The 15,466-nt window shown below is 75.1% G+C and carries 14 protein-coding genes; 1 reads left to right on the forward strand and 13 read right to left on the reverse strand.

What is annotated here, in order from left to right; genetic code table 11:
* Window positions 1-555 precede the first annotated feature (555 nt).
* The 3 genes from RQM47_RS02085 to RQM47_RS02095 are packed head-to-tail and all read right to left on the reverse strand — an operon-like array spanning window position 556 to window position 1,642.
* The gene (locus RQM47_RS02085) at window positions 556-957 is read right to left on the reverse strand and encodes a hypothetical protein (protein ID WP_311662404.1); all 402 of its coding nucleotides are present in this window, start codon (window positions 955-957) and stop codon (window positions 556-558) included.
* Complete coding sequence (locus tag RQM47_RS02090; RefSeq protein ID WP_311662403.1) at window positions 954-1,307, reverse strand: cell division protein ZapA; 354 nt, start codon at window positions 1,305-1,307, stop codon at window positions 954-956. Before RQM47_RS02090 ends, RQM47_RS02085 begins: the two co-directional genes overlap by 4 nt.
* Window positions 1,304-1,642, reverse strand: coding sequence for a hypothetical protein (locus RQM47_RS02095; RefSeq protein ID WP_314007196.1), 339 nt, complete (start codon window positions 1,640-1,642; stop codon window positions 1,304-1,306). Before RQM47_RS02095 ends, RQM47_RS02090 begins: the two co-directional genes overlap by 4 nt.
* A gap of 139 nt (window positions 1,643-1,781) precedes the next feature.
* Between RQM47_RS02095 and RQM47_RS02100 the strand changes: the two genes are divergently transcribed.
* Entirely contained in the window at window positions 1,782-2,879 is a 1,098-nt protein-coding gene (locus RQM47_RS02100) for an ISAs1 family transposase (protein WP_314006942.1), read from the forward strand.
* 176 nt (window positions 2,880-3,055) lie between these two features.
* Here RQM47_RS02100 and RQM47_RS02105 read toward each other — a convergent pair whose 3' ends face one another.
* The 10 genes from RQM47_RS02105 to RQM47_RS02150 all read right to left on the reverse strand — a co-directional run bounded on the left by RQM47_RS02105 (window position 3,056) and on the right by RQM47_RS02150 (window position 15,228).
* Window positions 3,056-3,859: a TIGR04290 family methyltransferase gene (locus RQM47_RS02105; protein WP_311664656.1), complete on the reverse strand. Its 804-nt coding sequence runs from the start codon at window positions 3,857-3,859 to the stop codon at window positions 3,056-3,058.
* Between the two features lie 142 nt (window positions 3,860-4,001).
* Window positions 4,002-5,087, reverse strand: a complete 1,086-nt coding sequence (locus RQM47_RS02110) for a glycosyltransferase (RefSeq protein WP_311664657.1) — start codon at window positions 5,085-5,087, stop codon at window positions 4,002-4,004.
* Window positions 5,088-5,151: 64 nt separating this feature from the next.
* Window positions 5,152-5,424, reverse strand: coding sequence for a hypothetical protein (locus tag RQM47_RS02115; RefSeq protein ID WP_311664659.1), 273 nt, complete (start codon window positions 5,422-5,424; stop codon window positions 5,152-5,154).
* Between the two features lie 68 nt (window positions 5,425-5,492).
* Window positions 5,493-6,566: a glycosyltransferase gene (locus tag RQM47_RS02120; RefSeq protein WP_311664662.1), complete on the reverse strand. Its 1,074-nt coding sequence runs from the start codon at window positions 6,564-6,566 to the stop codon at window positions 5,493-5,495.
* Between the two features lie 5 nt (window positions 6,567-6,571).
* Window positions 6,572-7,753 (reverse strand): glycosyltransferase, encoded by a 1,182-nt coding sequence (locus RQM47_RS02125; protein ID WP_311664664.1) that lies wholly within the window; start codon window positions 7,751-7,753, stop codon window positions 6,572-6,574.
* A 114-nt stretch (window positions 7,754-7,867) separates the two neighbouring features.
* Entirely contained in the window at window positions 7,868-9,292 is a 1,425-nt protein-coding gene (locus RQM47_RS02130; RefSeq protein WP_311664666.1) for a glycosyltransferase family 4 protein, read from the reverse strand.
* A gap of 26 nt (window positions 9,293-9,318) precedes the next feature.
* Window positions 9,319-10,386: a Gfo/Idh/MocA family oxidoreductase gene (locus RQM47_RS02135; RefSeq protein WP_311664668.1), complete on the reverse strand. Its 1,068-nt coding sequence runs from the start codon at window positions 10,384-10,386 to the stop codon at window positions 9,319-9,321.
* 335 nt (window positions 10,387-10,721) lie between these two features.
* Window positions 10,722-11,657 (reverse strand): MDR/zinc-dependent alcohol dehydrogenase-like family protein, encoded by a 936-nt coding sequence (locus RQM47_RS02140; protein WP_349256327.1) that lies wholly within the window; start codon window positions 11,655-11,657, stop codon window positions 10,722-10,724.
* Between the two features lie 236 nt (window positions 11,658-11,893).
* A complete protein-coding gene (locus tag RQM47_RS02145; protein ID WP_311664672.1) occupies window positions 11,894-14,074 on the reverse strand; it encodes an NAD-dependent epimerase/dehydratase family protein in 2,181 nt (726 codons plus the stop codon).
* Between the two features lie 2 nt (window positions 14,075-14,076).
* Entirely contained in the window at window positions 14,077-15,228 is a 1,152-nt protein-coding gene (locus RQM47_RS02150; RefSeq protein ID WP_314007199.1) for an SDR family NAD(P)-dependent oxidoreductase, read from the reverse strand.
* Window positions 15,229-15,466: the final 238 nt, after the last annotated feature.

A 15,466-nucleotide genomic window follows, 5' to 3' on the forward strand; every position in this document is an offset into this window, starting at 1 on the left:
CCCACCCCGCCTTGCTCACGAGCACCACGGCGCGCTCGGATGGCGGCGGGGTCGCGTTTGTCGGCCGGCCTCGGGAGGCCGCCCCGCCCGCGGCAGACCGCCCCGCCCCAGTCAGGCGGGAAGACGGCACGTACGGCGAGCGCCCCGGGTCCGCCCACTGGCGGACACCCGGGGCTCTCGGGGTCCCGCCCGGCGACGGCGGTCGCGGGGCGGGGGCAGAAGTACCAGCCTGCGGCGCGTGGACGAGAACCTTGCTCGTCTGACAATGTGGAGGCCCTCTGGACCCTCTCTACTTCCGCGGCCCGGGGCCGGAGCCCCGGAATCCCGCCGGAGCGGGACGCGGTCTGATGGTCAGGTCCGAAGCGGGACCCCCGCGGTTAACGCTGTTCAGGTTCCCATGCGGTGGCCACAAGCCGGTAAGCACCGGGCGGGGCGGGTAGCCCCTCCCGGGCGCATCAGGGTATCGGCGGGAGGCGGCGCCTGTTCCACCCCGCCCCTCGAATTTCGCTTGAGCGGGGCGGCTCCCCGCCCCCTAGGACACGCGGGCGGGGCGGGCTACGCCGCCGGGCGGGGCGGCGGCCCGTCGCGCCGCGGCGACCGGAACAGGAGCACGCTCCAGAGCGCGGCACCGAACACGAGGACGGCCAGGAGGCCCCAGAGCCCCGGCCCCGCCTCCGGCGGTAGTCCCCCGAGGACGACGAGCGTCCCGACGACCGCGAACGCCTGATTGCCTACGACGATCGGCCGGCCGTAGATGCCGCCGAGGAGAGCGCCCCGCCCCGCCCAGCACAGGGCGGCAAATCCGAGGAGGGCCGCGCCGAAAAGCTGGGCGGCGAGGGCCGCTGGGCCGCCGGCGCGCGCGTCCGGGAACACGATGTCGGGCACGAAGAGGAACACGGCGCCCGCCGCCGCCAGCAGCACGGCGTAGGCCGTCACCCACGGCGAGACCGACGTCACGGGTCGGGCCTCTCCCCCGCCCCGCCCGCCGACGCGCCGTCGCCGCCGAGCGGGGCGGTGAGCGCGGCGTCGAGTCGGTCGGCGAGGGCGGCCGACTCCAACTCGACGCGCGCCCGCAGGCGGTCGGTCTCGGCGCGGGCGGCGTAGAGCTCCTCGGCGAGCGCGAGCGCCGCGAGGACCGCGTGCGTCAGGTCGGGCTGCGACGGGAGCTGCGCCCGGAGCCGCCGGAGCCGCTCGTCGACCCGCTGGGCCAGGTGGAGCGTGTAGTCCTCGTCGCCCGGCGCCACGCGGAGCGGATAGTCGCGGTCCAGAATGCGGACGCGGATCGAGACGGGCTGCGACGCGCTCATTCCTCTCCGGGCGTCTCGGGCACGGCGTCCGCGGTGCCGTCGCCGCCCGTGCGGAGGGCGGCGTCGATGGTGTCGATAAAGCCCTGGACGCGGCTGCGGAGCGCCTCGGCGTCCTCCTCGTCTCCGCCGAACGAGAACGACGGCGCCCGGTCGTCACGGGCGTCCTGGAGCTCGAGCACGCGCTGGGCGAGCGCGGCGTTCTCGGAGCGGAGCCGCTCGATCTCGCGGGCCGCCGTCTCGACGCGGTCGCGGAGGGGGCCGAGCGCGCGCGCCTCCTGCCGCGCCGCGCTGGCGCGGCCCGCGTCGTCGGGCGGGGTGGGGGCGTCGGGCTCCATGAGCGGCGAAGGAGACAGCGTCAAGATAGGCACCGAGCGCTCCGGGTGTCCCCCAGCCCTCGGTTAGAGCCGCCTCCGCGCAGGGGCTACGCATCACCATGAGTAGCGTAGGAGCCGGTTTCGCTCCGCTCCACCGCTCATGGCTCTGCTTGGAGGTCACTTCGACCTCATCCCCGACCCGCGCCGAGACCACGGCAAGCGCCACGCGCTCTCCGACATCTTCGGCCTCGCGCTCTGCGCCATCACGGCCGGTGCCGACAGCTTCCTCGCCATCGAGGCCTTCGGCAAGGCGCGCCTCGACTGGCTCCGGCGCTGGTTGCCGCTCACCCACGGCGTCCCGTCGCACGACACCGTCCGCCGTGTCTTCGCCCTCGTCGACCGCCGACACTTCGAGCGCTCGTTTGCCGCCTGGGCGCAGGAGGCCTTCCGCAAGACCGACGGCCGGGTCGTCGCCGTCGACGGCAAGCGGCTCCGGCGCGCCCGCGACGCGGGCGAGCCCATGCTGACGGTCGTCTCGGCGTGGGCCACCGAGGCGGGCGCGGCACTCGGACAGGTCACCACCGACGACGGCGAGGGCGAGGTGTCAGCCGTCCCGCGCCTGCTGGCGCTCTTGGACCTCTCGGGCTGCATCGTCACCACCGACGCGGCCGGGTGCCAGACCGACATTGCGAAGCAGATCGTCGACGGCGGCGGGGACTACGTGTTCGGCCTCAAAGGCAACCAGGCCGGGCTGCGCGAGCAAGCCGAGCGCTGGATGATGGAGGCGACGCTCTCGGGAGACGTGGACGCCTTCGAGACCTCTGAGCGTGGCCACGGCCGCGTCGAGACGCGGCGCTACTGGTCGGCCGCTGTGCCGGACGAGGCGCTGCGGAGGCTGCTCTGGGCCGGACTGACGAGCGTCGGGATGGTGGAGTCCACGCGGACGGTGGGCGGCAAGACCTCGACCGAGCAGCGCTACTTCGCGACGAGCCTGGCGGTCGACGCCGAGACGCTTGCGCGGTCGGTGCGTGGGCACTGGGGCGTCGAGAACGGGCTGCACTGGTCGCTCGACGTGAGCTTCGGCGAAGACGCGAGCCGGACACGGACCGATTACGCAGCGGCGAACCTGGCGGTAGCGCGGCGGGTGGCGCTGACGCTGCTGCGCGCCGAGACAACGGCCGAGGGCGGCGCGCCGACGAAGCGGATGCGATGCGCCTGGGACGCCGACTACCTCGCGACGGTGCTCCGGCTAGAGTGATGCGTAGCCCCTGCGGGGCGGGACGGCCTCGGGCGGAGCACGCGCCGCCCCGAACGGCGCCCGCCGCCCCGCCTGTGCGCCGAGGGCGCGGGCGGGGCGGGCGCGCAGCGCGCGGACCTGGGACAGCTAGCGCGGGCGGGGCGGGCGCTCCCGAGATGGACCGCCCCGCCCGCCGGCTACGCGCCGTCGCCCGCGACAGCCTGGAGCTCCGCCGCCCGCGCCGCCGCGTTCGGGTCCTCGGCCGCTCGCTCGGCGACCCAGATCTCGTGGCCCGGGCGCGAGGCGACGCGGAGGCCGGCGGAGCGGAGCAGGGCCTCGCACGCCGCCGCGTTCGGCGCCCACCAGTTCGTAGGGTCGCCAGCCAGGCGGTGCTCGATAAAGGCCATCTGCGGCCAGCCCGGCTGGGCCATCTGCTCGCGCGCGTCGATGGGCAGGTTCTCGGGCGGGGCGGCGGCGGCCTCGCCCGGGGCCGTGAGCGTCTGGAACACGACGAGCCGCTCGGCCGCGCGCGCCACGAGGTCGAGGGCGAGGAGCGGGTAGCGGAGGTGGTAGAAGACGCCCATGAACCACACGAGGTCGAACGTCTCGTCCATCCGCGCGAGGTCGTAGACCGTCCCCTGCCGGAAGCGGACGCGGTCGGCGAGCCCGAACTGCTCGGCCGCCCACTCGGCCTGCGCGATGTAGTGCGGGTCCAACTCCAGGCCGGTCACGTCGGCCCCGCGCCGGGCCAGCTCGAAGGCGTAGAACCCGGCGTTCGAGCCGATGTCGAGCACGCGCCACCCGCTCAAGTCGTCGGGCACGTGCGGGGCGATCTCGCGCCACTTGAACGCGGGAAAGTCGCCGAGCGGGTGGTCGGGCGCCGTCTGCGTCCCGTCGGGGAGGTGGAGGTTGTGGAACCACGGCGCGCGCTCGGCCACGGCGCGCTCGGCGGCGGTGGAAGGCGCGGCGGGGCCGGCGGACTGGAGCGTGTCGAGGGTCATGGGCGGGGCGGTGGCGTGGGGAGCGGCCGTAGGCGCGGATGTGCGATGAGGGATGCGTGACCTGTCCCGGCGGGAGTCACGAATCCCCCGTCGCGCATCGGACGCGCGCCGGTCGTCTCGTCGGGCGTGTTGTAGCGGGGCGTCAAGCGGTGGCGGCGCGGGCCTCGTGGACGTAGCCGACGAGCTCCTCGGCGCGGTGGGCCGCCGTGTGGGCGGCGAGCACGCGCGCCCGCGCCCGCTCGCCGATGCGGCGGCGCTCGTCGTCCGGCGTGTCCTGGAGCGCGCTCAGCGCCTCCTCGGAGGACCGCGCGATGACGATCTCCTCGCCCGGTACAAAAAAAGAATCCAGCCCCTCCCACCAGTCGCTCACGACCGGCGTCGCGCACGCGGCGGCCTCGAACAGGCGGACGCTCGGCGCGTAGCCGGCCGCGACCATGTCGGCCCGCGTCAGGTTGAGCGTCCACCGCTGGCTCGTGTAGAACGCCCGGTGCTCGGCCGGCGGCAGGTGGTCGACACGGTCCACGTTGTCCGGCCACGCGACGTCGTCCGGGTAGCCCGGCCCGGCGACGACGAACCGCCCCGCCCGCCACTGCCGGGCGGGGTGGAGGAGGAGCCGTTCGAGGCCGGGCTGACGGTCGTCCGAGTACGTCCCCATGTAGCCCAGGTCGTGCGTGGGCGGGGCGGCGGGGTCGGGCGCGTAGGCCTCGGGGTCGACCGAGCAGTAGAGCGGCCGCGCCGCCGGGCTCCCGAACTCGCGCTCCAGCCGGTCCAGCGTAGGGCCGCCGGTGAACGAGAGGTAGAGGTCGTAGCCCGGGATCTGGCGCGGCGCCAGGTACTCGGTGTCGCCCCGCCCGAGCTTCGCGAGCGTGACCGGCGTGTCGATGTCGTAGAAGGCGACCGCCCCGCCCGCCGTCGCCTGCGCCCAGTCGCCCACGGCCACGCCGTCGGGCACGTACGACCCGACGACGACGAGGTCGGCGCGGCGGACGGCGTCGGCGTGCTCGTCCTTCAGCTCGTCCAGGGAGTCGTAGAGCCGCGTCGTGCCGTAGGGCGGGGCGGGGAGGTCGCGGTTGTCGGCGTACCACGGCTTGTCGCGCTCCAGGAAGAGCACGCGGTGGCCGGCGGCGTCGAGCGCGCGGACGAGCGCGCGGTACGTCGTCGCGTGGCCGTTCCCCCACGACGACGTGATGGAGAGGCCGAGGACGACGATGTCGAGGGGCGGGGGCATTCGGTACGGGGTACTCGGTACGGGGAGCCGGCGAGGTGCTGTACCGCCGGACCCCGTCCCTGCGCTATCGGGAGACGAGCTTGTTGAACCGGCTCGTCTCGCCGTCGTCGGTCTGGTCCTGGTAGAGGAGCGCGAGGCCGTTGGCGTCGAACTGCTCGAACCACTCGTCCCAGGAGATCTCCTTCAGGTTATCGGACTCGCTCTGCGGCGCGTCGGGGAACATGAGGCGGATGACCTCGCTGTCGCCGTCCTGCGTGTCCTTGACGGCGGCGGGCGTGCCGCCCCGCTCGTCGGCCCAGGTGCGGATGGTGTTGTGGTCGGTCGTGGTCTGGCTCATGGCAAGAGGGGAAAGGGGAGGGGAGAGGGCGGGGCGGACTCGGCGCGGCTGCACCGGCCGCCCCGCCCCTACACGCCGACGCCCTCCAACACGTTCTCCAGCACGGCCGCGCGGTGAGCGTAGGTGTGCTCGGCGAGCATCCGGCGGAGCGCGGCGTCGCCGATGTCGCGGGCGCGCTCGGGCGTGAGCGCGGCGAGGTGCTCGGCCACGTCCGCCCCGCCCTCGGCGACGAGCACCTCGCGGCCGGGCTCGAGGAACAGGTCGACGCCCTCCCAGGCGTCCGTGATCAGGCACGCCCCGGCGCCGGCCGCCTCGAACACGCGCGTGGCCGGGCTGAACCCGTACCGCGCCATGCTCTCGCGGCTCACGTTGAGGACCGCGCGCGGCGTGCAGTTGAACGCGTTGTGGTCCGGGACCGCCACGTGCCCCAGCGTGCGGACGTTCGCGAGGTCGGGCGCGTGCTCGGCCCACCCGCTCCCGCCCAGGAGGAACGACTCGTCCGGGAGCCGCTCGGCGGCGCCGTAGAAAAAGTCCAGGATGCGCGCCTCGCGGTCGGGCAGCCGGTTCGCGAGCAGCCCCAGCCCGCCCTCGAAGCGCGGGTCGGGCGGGGCGGGGTGGTGCGTCGTCGGGTCGAGCGCGTTGTAGATCGGGACGCAGTCGCGGGCGCCGAGCGCGCGGTAGGCGTCGACGACGGGCGGGCCGCCGCCGTACGTCAGCACGAGGTCGTACTGCGGGACGAGCGGGCTGAACGGGTCGGCCGCGTCCGTCTGCACGCGGTCGAGCGTGGCCGGCGCGTCGACGTCCCAGAAGGCGACGAGCGTGCCCGGCGCCTGGAGGCGGAGCACCTCGCGCTCCAGGTACTCGTCGAGCACGCCGACGCCGCTCGCCTTCACCACGAGGTCGGCGCCGGCGGCGCGCTCCAGCATCCGGGCCGCGTCGGCCTCGGTGGGCTCGTAGACCACGCTCTCGGCCCAATCCGGGTCGTCGAGGTCGCGGTGGGCCTGGCGGTCGAAGGCGTCGGGCTCGTAGAACGTGGTCGTGTGGCCGCGCTCGCTCAGCGCGCGGATGATGCCGCGGTAGTAGGTGGCCGCCCCGTTCCAGTAGGCCGAGACGAGGCTGGAGCCGAAAAACGCGATGTGCACGGCGGTTAGGGACTGGGGATCGGGGACTGGGGACTGGAAATCGCCCCGCCCCGCTCGGGCGGGGCGGCGGGTTTTGGGGCGGCGGGCTCCACCCCGCCCACGCCTAGCTCGGCAAGGATGGCGTCGAGCTCGTCGACGCGGTGGGCGCAGGTGTGGCGGGCGCGGATCGTGGCGAGGCCGTGCGCGCGGAGCGACGCGGCGAGGCTCGGGTCGTGGAGCACGTCGCGGAGGTGGCGCTGCATCTCGGCGCCGTCGCGGGCGATGAGAAAGTCCTCGCCGGGCGTGAACAGGCCCTCGGCGTCGTCCCACGGCGAGCACACGAGCGGGATGCCGCAGGCGAGCGTCTCGAACGGGCGGATCGTCGGGATGCCGGGGAGCGCCTCGACGTAGGGCCGGCGCGGGACGTGGACCGTTACCCCGAACTGCGCGAGCGTCCGCGGCACGTCGGCGCTGGGGAGCCAGCCGCCGTACTCGATGCCGGCCGCCGCGAGCGCCGCGCGCGCGTGCTCGGGGTAGCGGACGCCGTGGACGCGGGCGCTCAGCCCCAGCGCCTCGACGGGGTCCAGCAGGAACTCGTGAAGCTCCGCCGTCCGCTCCTCGTCGCCCCAGTTGCCGACCCAGACGAGGTCGCCCTCGCGCTCGGCCTCGCGGGGGTAGAAAAAGCGCGTGTCGGCCGCCTCGTGCCACGTCCACGCGCGCTCGGCCCAGCCGCGGTCGAGGTAGAGCCGGCGGAGCACGTCGCCGAAGGCGAGCACGCCGTCGAACCCGCTCAGGTCGTAGGCGCCCATCGTCTCGGGCTCCGTCACCGCCCGGTGGTGCGTGTCGTGGAACAGGAGCCGGTAGCCGGCGCCCCGCCGGTGCCGCCCGACGCGGGCGACGAGGTCGTGGTCGCTCCACTCGTGCACGACGACGGCGTCCGCCCCGCCCAGAGCCTCGTCCAGGTCCAGCGTCGCCGGGTCGTAGGACCGGCTGATGCCGCGGAGCTGCGGGTACGCGTCGAGGAACGCCTCGACCGGCCCCTCGCCGTGCTCGGCGCGGAGGTTCTGGAGGCTCCACGCGTCCTCGGGCTCCCAGACCGTCACGTCGTGGCCGCGCGCGACGAGCTCGCTCACGACGCCGCGCAGGAAGTGCGCGTTGCCGTGGTTCCAGTCGGAGAGGAGCGAGTGGTAGAAGAGCGCGAACGTCATGCGGCGGGGAGCGGGTAACGAGTGACGAGCAAGGCGCGCCGCGGGCGGGGCGGCCGCTAGCGCGAGGTCACGCGGAGAGCGGGCGAGCAGGGCGGGGCGGCGGCAGTCCCCCTCCTAGCCAGGAGGGGCCAGGGGTGGTTGTCGGGTGGGCAGGGCGGTTCCGACGGGCGGGGCGGCAGAAGCGGCCGCCCCGCCCCACTCGGACGCCGCTCCCTCACCCTGGCTCCGCCGACCTGTCGGTTGTCCCTCTCCCGGGGGAAGAGGGGACGCCGTAGCGAGTGTGCGGGCGGGGTGGGAAGGCGTGCGCTTCTCAGAGTCTGTTTGAGGCTGCACGGCGTTCTCCTCCCCCCAGCGGGGGGAGGCTGGGAGGGGGGTGACGGGCCGAGCGCCCCGCCCCGAGCCGACGTCTGTCCCCCACCCCGGCCCTCCCCCGGTGGGGGAGGGGGAGATCCCAAACAGCCGCTCAGAGCCCGCCCCGCCCGCGCCGAACGACGCCTGCGCGCGGCGGTAGACCGCGAGCGTGCCCTCGGCCGTCCGCTCCGGCGTGAACGTCAGCGCCCGCGCCCGCGCCCGCCCCGCCCACTGCGCGCGGGCGTCGGCGTCGGAGGCGAGCGCGCCGACGGCGTCCGCGAGCGCGGCGGCGTCCGAGGCGTAGAGGGCCGCCCCGCCCCACACCTCGCGGAGCGAGGGGACGTCGCCCAGGACGAGCGCGCAGCCGGCGAGGGCGGCTTCGAGCGCGCTCAGCCCGAACGGCTCGTAGCGGGCGGGGAGGGCGTAGACGGCGGCCCGCCCCATCTCGGCCGCGAGCGCGTCGGGCGCGAGCCGCCCCAGCGCCTCGACGCCGGGCGGGGCGGGACGCAAACCACCGTCGGGGTGCGCCGTGCTCCCGGCCACGCGGACCGGCCACGGCAGCGCAGGCGCGGCCTCGGCCAGCCGGTCGAGTCCCTTGGCTTCGTCCCACAGCCGCCCCGCTGCGAGCACGGCGGGCTCCTTCTCGGCCGGAGGAAAGCGCCGCGCGTCGCGCCCGTTCGGCACGACGGCCGACGGCGGGAGCGGCCCGTAGTGGCGGACGAGCGCGTCCAGCATGGCGGCCGTCGGCGCGAGGACGGCGTCCGCCCCGCCCAGACCGGCGCGGACGGCGTCGGCGTAGCGGCCCCAGGCGGGCGGGGCGGGCTCGCCGTGGACGGCCTCCCACCACGAGAGCACGCACGAGTGACCGGCCACGACGACCGGCACGCCCCAGTCGAGCGCCCCGTGCGCGTAGTCGTTGAGGTGGACGACGTCGGGGCGCACGGCGTCGCGGAGGCGGAGCAGCCAGTCGCCGGCCGCCGCCACGTCGCCCCACGGATTGTCCATCCATTCGAGCTGGTAGTCGCTCTCCCAGAGCGCGACGTGCGGCATGGCCTCGATCTGGGCGCGCTCGGCAGCCGGGACCGCCCCGCCCGCCGTCGCAAGCGTGACCTCGACGCCGAGCGGCCCGAGCGCGCCCGCCAGCTCGACGGCGTACGTCAGCACGCCGCCGACGGTGTCGGCGGTCATCAGGACGCGGAGGGGGCGGGGCGGCGTCACGGGCGCTCCGTCCGGGGGCGGCCGTAGATCCAATCGAGCACGTCGTGAAGCGCGACGAGTCGCTCGGCCTCCGGATCGAAGCCGGCGCCGGCGGCCAGCCCTTCGGCCCACGCCACGGCCGCGCGCCCGCCCCAGTCGTCGGGCGGGGCGGCGATCGTCTCGCGCGCGGTCCCCTGGAGGCGCTCGGCCGTAAAGTCGTAGAACGAGCCGTCGACGTTCGCGAGGCGCGCCCCGCCCTCGGTCCCGTAGACCGTCGCTTCGATGGCGGCGTCCTGGCCGGCCGGCGCGTTCCACGAGCACGCGAGGCGGACCGTCGCGCCGGCCGCGCTCGCCGCCCCGCCCGCCAGGTCCAGCGTAGCGAGGGCGTAGTCCTCGACGCGGTCCACGGGGAGCGGGAGCCGCTCGCCGCCCGAGTACAGCGCGCTCTGGACGGCCTCGACGTCTGGGTAGTCCAGCGCCCACAGCGCGAGGTCGACGAGGTGCACGCCGAGGTCCATGACGCACCCGCCGCCCGAGCGCTCGGCGTCGTAGAACCACGCCTTGTCCGGCCCATAGGCGTTGTGGAACGTGAGGTCGACGGCGTAGACGCTCCCCAGCGCGCCGCCCTGGACGAGGTTGCGGATCTCGGGGACGCCCGCGACGCGGCGGTACGAGAGGTCGACGCCCAGCGGCCGGTCGGCCGCGCGTGCGGCGTCGACCACGCGGCGGGCCTCGGCCGCGCTCCGCGCCAGCGGTTTCTGGCAGAACACGGCGACGCCGCGTTCGAGCGCCGCCACGCTCTGCGCCGCGTGCATCGCGCTCGGCGTGGCGATCACGACGCCGTCCAGGTCGAGCGCGAGGAGCGCGTCGAGGTCCGCCGCCGCCTCGGCGCCCGGCGCCGCCTCCTGCGCCGCGGCGACCGCCTCGCTCGACGGGTCCGACACGGCGACGACCTCGGCCGCCCCGCTCTGGACAATCGCCTCCATCCGGTTCCGCCCGATCCACCCGACGCCCAAGAACCCCAGGCGCGGGCGCCCCGCGGGCGGGGCGGGGCGGGGGGTGGTCGCGGTGTCGGTCGTCTCCATCGGGTTGGGGCAGGCCGCCCCGCCCCGGCGAGAAGCGAGCGGCGGGCGGCGAGAGAAAAGGTCCCCCTCCTGGACAACCGTCAGGTCGGCGCAGCCAGGAGGGGCATGCGTGGTGGACCGGGTGGGCGGGGTGGTCCTAATGGGCGGGGCGGTAGGATCGACTTCCCCGCCCTATTCAGCCATCAGTCGGTGCAGCGAGGAAGGGCTAGAGGCGGCGCCGCGGGCGGGGCAGCAGAGTCGGCCGCCCCGCCCGGCCCGGACGTTGGTCCCCCACCCCGCCCGTTGGGTCCGGCCCTCCCCCGGTGGGGGAGGGGACTCCCACCAGGCGGACCGTTTTAGTCATCCGAGGGCGGGGCGGTGACGACGAGCGCCTTCATGAACCCGTCCGGCCGCGCGCCCGTGGCGTCGAGCGCCTCGCCCAGCCGGTCGAGCCCGTAGGTGTGCGTGAGGAGCGGGCGCGGGTCCATCCGGCCCTCGGCGACGGCCGCGACGGCCAGCCGGATGCCCTCGGTGTAAACGGCCGGGTCGCGCTCGTGCGCGTTGATGACGTCGAGCCCGCGCCAGTTCCAGAGCTGCATGTTCACGCACCGCAGGCCGTCCTGGTGGTAGCCCGCCACGACGAGCCGGCCGCGGACGGCGCACAGCTCGGCGGCCAGGTCCAGCGGGTCCTGCTTGCCCGTGCACTCGAACACGACCGGGCAGCCCGCCCCGCCCGTGAGCTCGAACACGCGCTCGACCACGCGTCCCCGGTCGCCGTCGAGCTCAATGGTCTCGGCGGCGCCGGCCGCGCGGGCGGCGTCCAGCGACGTGCCGCGGCGCGAGATCCCGACGACGCGGGCGCCGTCGGCCACGGCCAGCTGCGTGAGGAGCGCGCCGAGAAAGCCGACGCCGACGACGGCGACGGTCTGCCCGGCCTCGACGCCGGCCCGGCGGTAGATGTTGAGGGCGCAGCCTAGCGGCTCGCCCGGGAACGGGACGCCGTCGAGCGACGGCGGGAGCACGACGCAGCCCTCGGCGTCGGCCAGGTCGTGCGTGGCGTAGGCGTGGTAGGTGATGGCCGCCACGCGGTCGCCCACGGCCGGCGCCTCGACGCCCTCGCCCACGGCCTCGACCACGCCCCAGCCCTCGTGGCCCGGCCCGCCGGGCTCCTGCGGGTATGAGAACCACTCGCGGCCCTCCCACACGGGCACGTTCGAGGCGCACACGCCGGACCCCTCCAGCCGGAGGCGGACTTGGCCGGCGCCGGGCTCGGGGAGCGGCACGTCGCGCATCTCCACCCCGCCCGGCTCGGTGACGACGGCGGCGCGCGACGGCCCGGGCGGGGCGGCGGCGGCGGGCGGGGCGGGAGACGGGTCGGTCACGGGTGGTGGTGCGGTAGGTCGGTAAGTCAGTGGATCAGTAGGTCAGGGAGAGGGGGCTCCTCAATCGCCTCGTGCGCTCCCGCCCCGCCCTTTCAGCGAGACCGGGGCGGGGAGGTGCGTGAGTGTCCCAAACGAGTCGTACCGACCTACTGACCCACCGATCCACTGACCCCCTGACCCAGGGCGGGGTGGTGAGCGGCGAGCCAGTCGTGGAGGCGGCGGACGCCCTCGTCGACGCCCACGCGGGGCGCCCAGCCGATGGCGTCGCCGAGCGCCCGCGCGTCGGCCACGTAGTAGCGCTGGTCGCCCTGGCGCCACCCGTCGAACGACACGTCGACGGGCGTGCCGGTGAGGCCGCCGATCTGATCGAGCAGCTCGACGAGGCTGACCGCGTTCGCCGCCCCGCCCCCGATGTTGAAGGCGCGCGCGGCGGTCCGGTCGATGTGCTCGACGGCGCCGACGAGCGCGTCCACGAGGTCGTCCACGAACAGGACGTCGCGGACCTGCTTGCCGTCGCCGTAGAGCGTGATGGGCTCGCGTGCGAGCGCGCGGATGAGGAAGTGGGCGACCCACCCCTGGTCCTCGGTCCCGAACTGGTGCGGGCCGTAGATGCAGCTCATCCGAAAGACCGTTGCCGGGAGCCCGTAGGAGCGGGCGTAGTCCAGGACGTACTGGTCGGCGGCCCCCTTCGAGCAGCCGTAGGGGCTGTGGAAGTCGAGCGGGCGGGCCTCGGAGATCCCGTGCGCGCGCGTCTCGGCGTCGGCCGGCGCCCACCGCGTCTCGCCCTCCTCCATCTCCAGATCGGCGAGGTCGCCGTAGACCTTGTTCGTCGACGTGAACAGGAGCGGGGGCGGGGCGGACCGCTCGCGGACGGCTTCGAGCACGTTGAGCGTGCCTTCGAGGTTCGAGCCGAAGTCCTCGCGCGGGTCCGTCAGGCTGGTCGTGACCGCGACCTGGGCCGCAAAGTGGTACACCGCCGACGCGTCGCGCACGGCGTGGCGCACGGCGAACGCGTTGCGGACGTCGCCCAGCTCCACCTCGACGCGGTCGGGGTACGTCTCGGTCAGCCACGCCAGGTTCGTCTCGACGCCCGGCCGCGAGAGGTTGTCGAACACGCGGACGCGGCGGCCCTCCGACGCCAGCCGCGCGGCCAGGTTCGTGCCCACGAAGCCGGCCCCGCCCGTGACGAGGGCGGGGCGGTCGTCGCGGGCGCCGTCGACGTGGAGGGCCGGGGCCGCGACGGCGGCCCCGTCGCCGCGGGCGTCGGCCGCCCCGCCCGCGGGCGCCTCGTTTGCGGCCGCCCCGCCCGGGACCGCCCCGCTCAAGCCGGGGCGGGGCGGCTCGGGCGCGGCCGGGACGCGCTCGGCGTGGGCGGCCACGGCCGCGAGCGCCGCCGGGTCGCCGGACGCCAGGAGGCGGTGGAGCAGCTTGGGCCGCCCGTTCGCGCGCTTCAGCCCGAAGTGGTAGTGCCGGTCGTCGCGGTGGAACCCGCTGTCGGCCGGGAGGTCGGGGTGGAGATCCTGCGCGGCGTACCAGTAGACGCGGCCGGCGCCCGAGTCCAGCGCGCGCTGGAACTCGAGCACCTGGCGGTGCTCGTCGTGGCGCCACGTGGCGTAGCCGGCCTCAGTGATCCACAGCGGGCGCGCCCAGCCCCCGTGCTCCAGCGTGGCGCGGACGGTGTCGAGCGTCTGGGGCCAGTCGAGGAACTTGTCGTCCCAGGTGTCCGGGAAGCCGTGCACGCCGACGACGTCGATAAAGTCGAGCAGGCCCTTCTTGCCCATGTGGTAGAGCCAGGGCGGGTCGGTCGGGCTCATCCCGCCGAGGACTGTCTTCCACCCCCGCTTCTGGACCCAGTGCGCCGCCCCGCTCGCCATCTCAGCGAACGCGTCCCACTCGGGGTCAGCGTACCAGTCCCAGTAGTGGTGGTTGTTGGCCTCGTTCCAGATCTCGACGTGCTCGAAGTGCCGGCCGTAGCGGTCGAGCACGACGTCGAGAAAGTCGGCGTAGGCCTTGAGGTCGCGGGGCGGCGACGTCGGGTTGCCGGAGCGCGAGATCGAGGGCGGGACGTAGAGCGCGCACGGGAGCACCTCGGCCTGGCGCGCGAGGCGCGGGAGGAGCCAGTCGAACCACTCCGGCCCGCCGTCCGAGACGAAGTCGGCCCACGAGAGCCCGGTGCGGACGTGCTCGACGCCCAGCGCGGCGAGGTCTGAGAGGACCTCCTCGGCGCGCTCGTACTCGCCCGTGCGGATCCATTCGAGCAGGCCCCACGCCGCCCCGCCCGCCGCGGCGTTGTCGGGGGTCGCGTTCGTCGTCGTGTCGTTGTGCATGGTCAAACCGTGAGCCCCCGGGCCGCCAGCTCGCCGCTGGCCTGGTCGACGCGGTCCGTCGCCGTCTGCGTGTCGAGCCACCCCGCCAGCTCGTCGAGCCCGTCGCGGAGCGCGACCTGGGGCCGGTAGCCCAGCCGCTCCTCGGCCTTCGTGATGTCGGCGAAGCAGTGGCGGATGTCGCCGACGCGGTACGTCCCGACGACCTCGGGGTCGAGGTCGCTCTTGCCCAGCACCTCGCCGGTTAGCCGGGCGATGTCGAGGACCGAGCGCGGGTCGCCGCTGCCCACGTTGAACGTCTCGCCGTCGGCCTCGGGGGCCTCCAGCGCGAGCGCGACCGCCCGCGCCACGTCCGTCACGTGGACGAAGTCGCGGAGCTGGCGGCCGTCCTCGAAGATCTTCGGCGGGCTGCCGTTGAGGAACCGCGACCCGAAGATGGCGAGGACGCCGGTGTACGGGTTCGAGAGCGCCTGGCGCGTGCCGTAAGCGTTGAAAAAGCGCATCGCCGCCGTCGGCACGCCGTAGGCCGCGCCGGTCATCAGGCACAGCCGCTCCTGGTCGTACTTCGAGAGCGCATAGACGCTCGTCGGGTCGGGCGTCTTGGTCTCGGGCGTCGGGAGCGGGGTGAGCGCCTCGCCGTCGGCGTCGCGGACCTCCCAGTCGCGGGCTTCGAGCTGGGCGCGCGGGCGGGGCGGGACCTCGCGCGTGCCGCCGTCGCCGCGTGCCGAGGCGTACAGCCCCTCGCCGTAGAGGCTCATCGACGAGGCCACGACCAGCTTCTCGACCGGCCGGTCGGCGTCGCGTCGCGCGACGACCTCCTCCAGCAGCACGGCCGTGCCCAGGTTGTTGACGTCGGTGTACTCGGCGATCTCGTACATGCTCTGCCCCACGCCGACGGCCGCCGCGAGGTGGACGACCCGGTCGGCGCCGTCGAGCGCGGCGCGAACGGCGTCCCGGTCGCGGACGTCGCCGCGGACGAGCTCGACGTCGGCGGCGAGGTAATCGGGGCGGAAGTCGGGCGCGGCGGCGGCCGGTCCGTGGACCTGCTCGCTCAGCGCGTCGAGCGCGCGGACGGTGTGGCCGCGCCGGAGCAGTTCGTCGGCAAGGTGGGAGCCGATAAAGCCGGCGCCGCCCGTGACGAGGACGGTCTGAGACATAGGGGAGGGGCGTGGAGAAGGGGCCGCTGGAGCCCGGGCGGGGCGTTCAGCAGCTTCATCAACCTACCCGGGCGGCCGCCCGCGCGCACGCCGCCCCGCCCCGCCCGATCGACTTTGGGGAAAGTCACCGGGCCTCTGTAGGGGAACCTCCTGAGTCCGCCCGCCGGTTCGTGCGCCGCAGCGCGGAGCGGGGCGTTGATCCGCCGAGGCGCCACCCCGCCCGCGCGCCTGGGCGGGG

This window comes from Rubrivirga sp. S365, from assembly GCF_032248475.1.
In the GTDB taxonomy this organism is placed as follows: Bacteria; Bacteroidota; Rhodothermia; order Rhodothermales; family Rubricoccaceae; genus Rubrivirga; species Rubrivirga litoralis.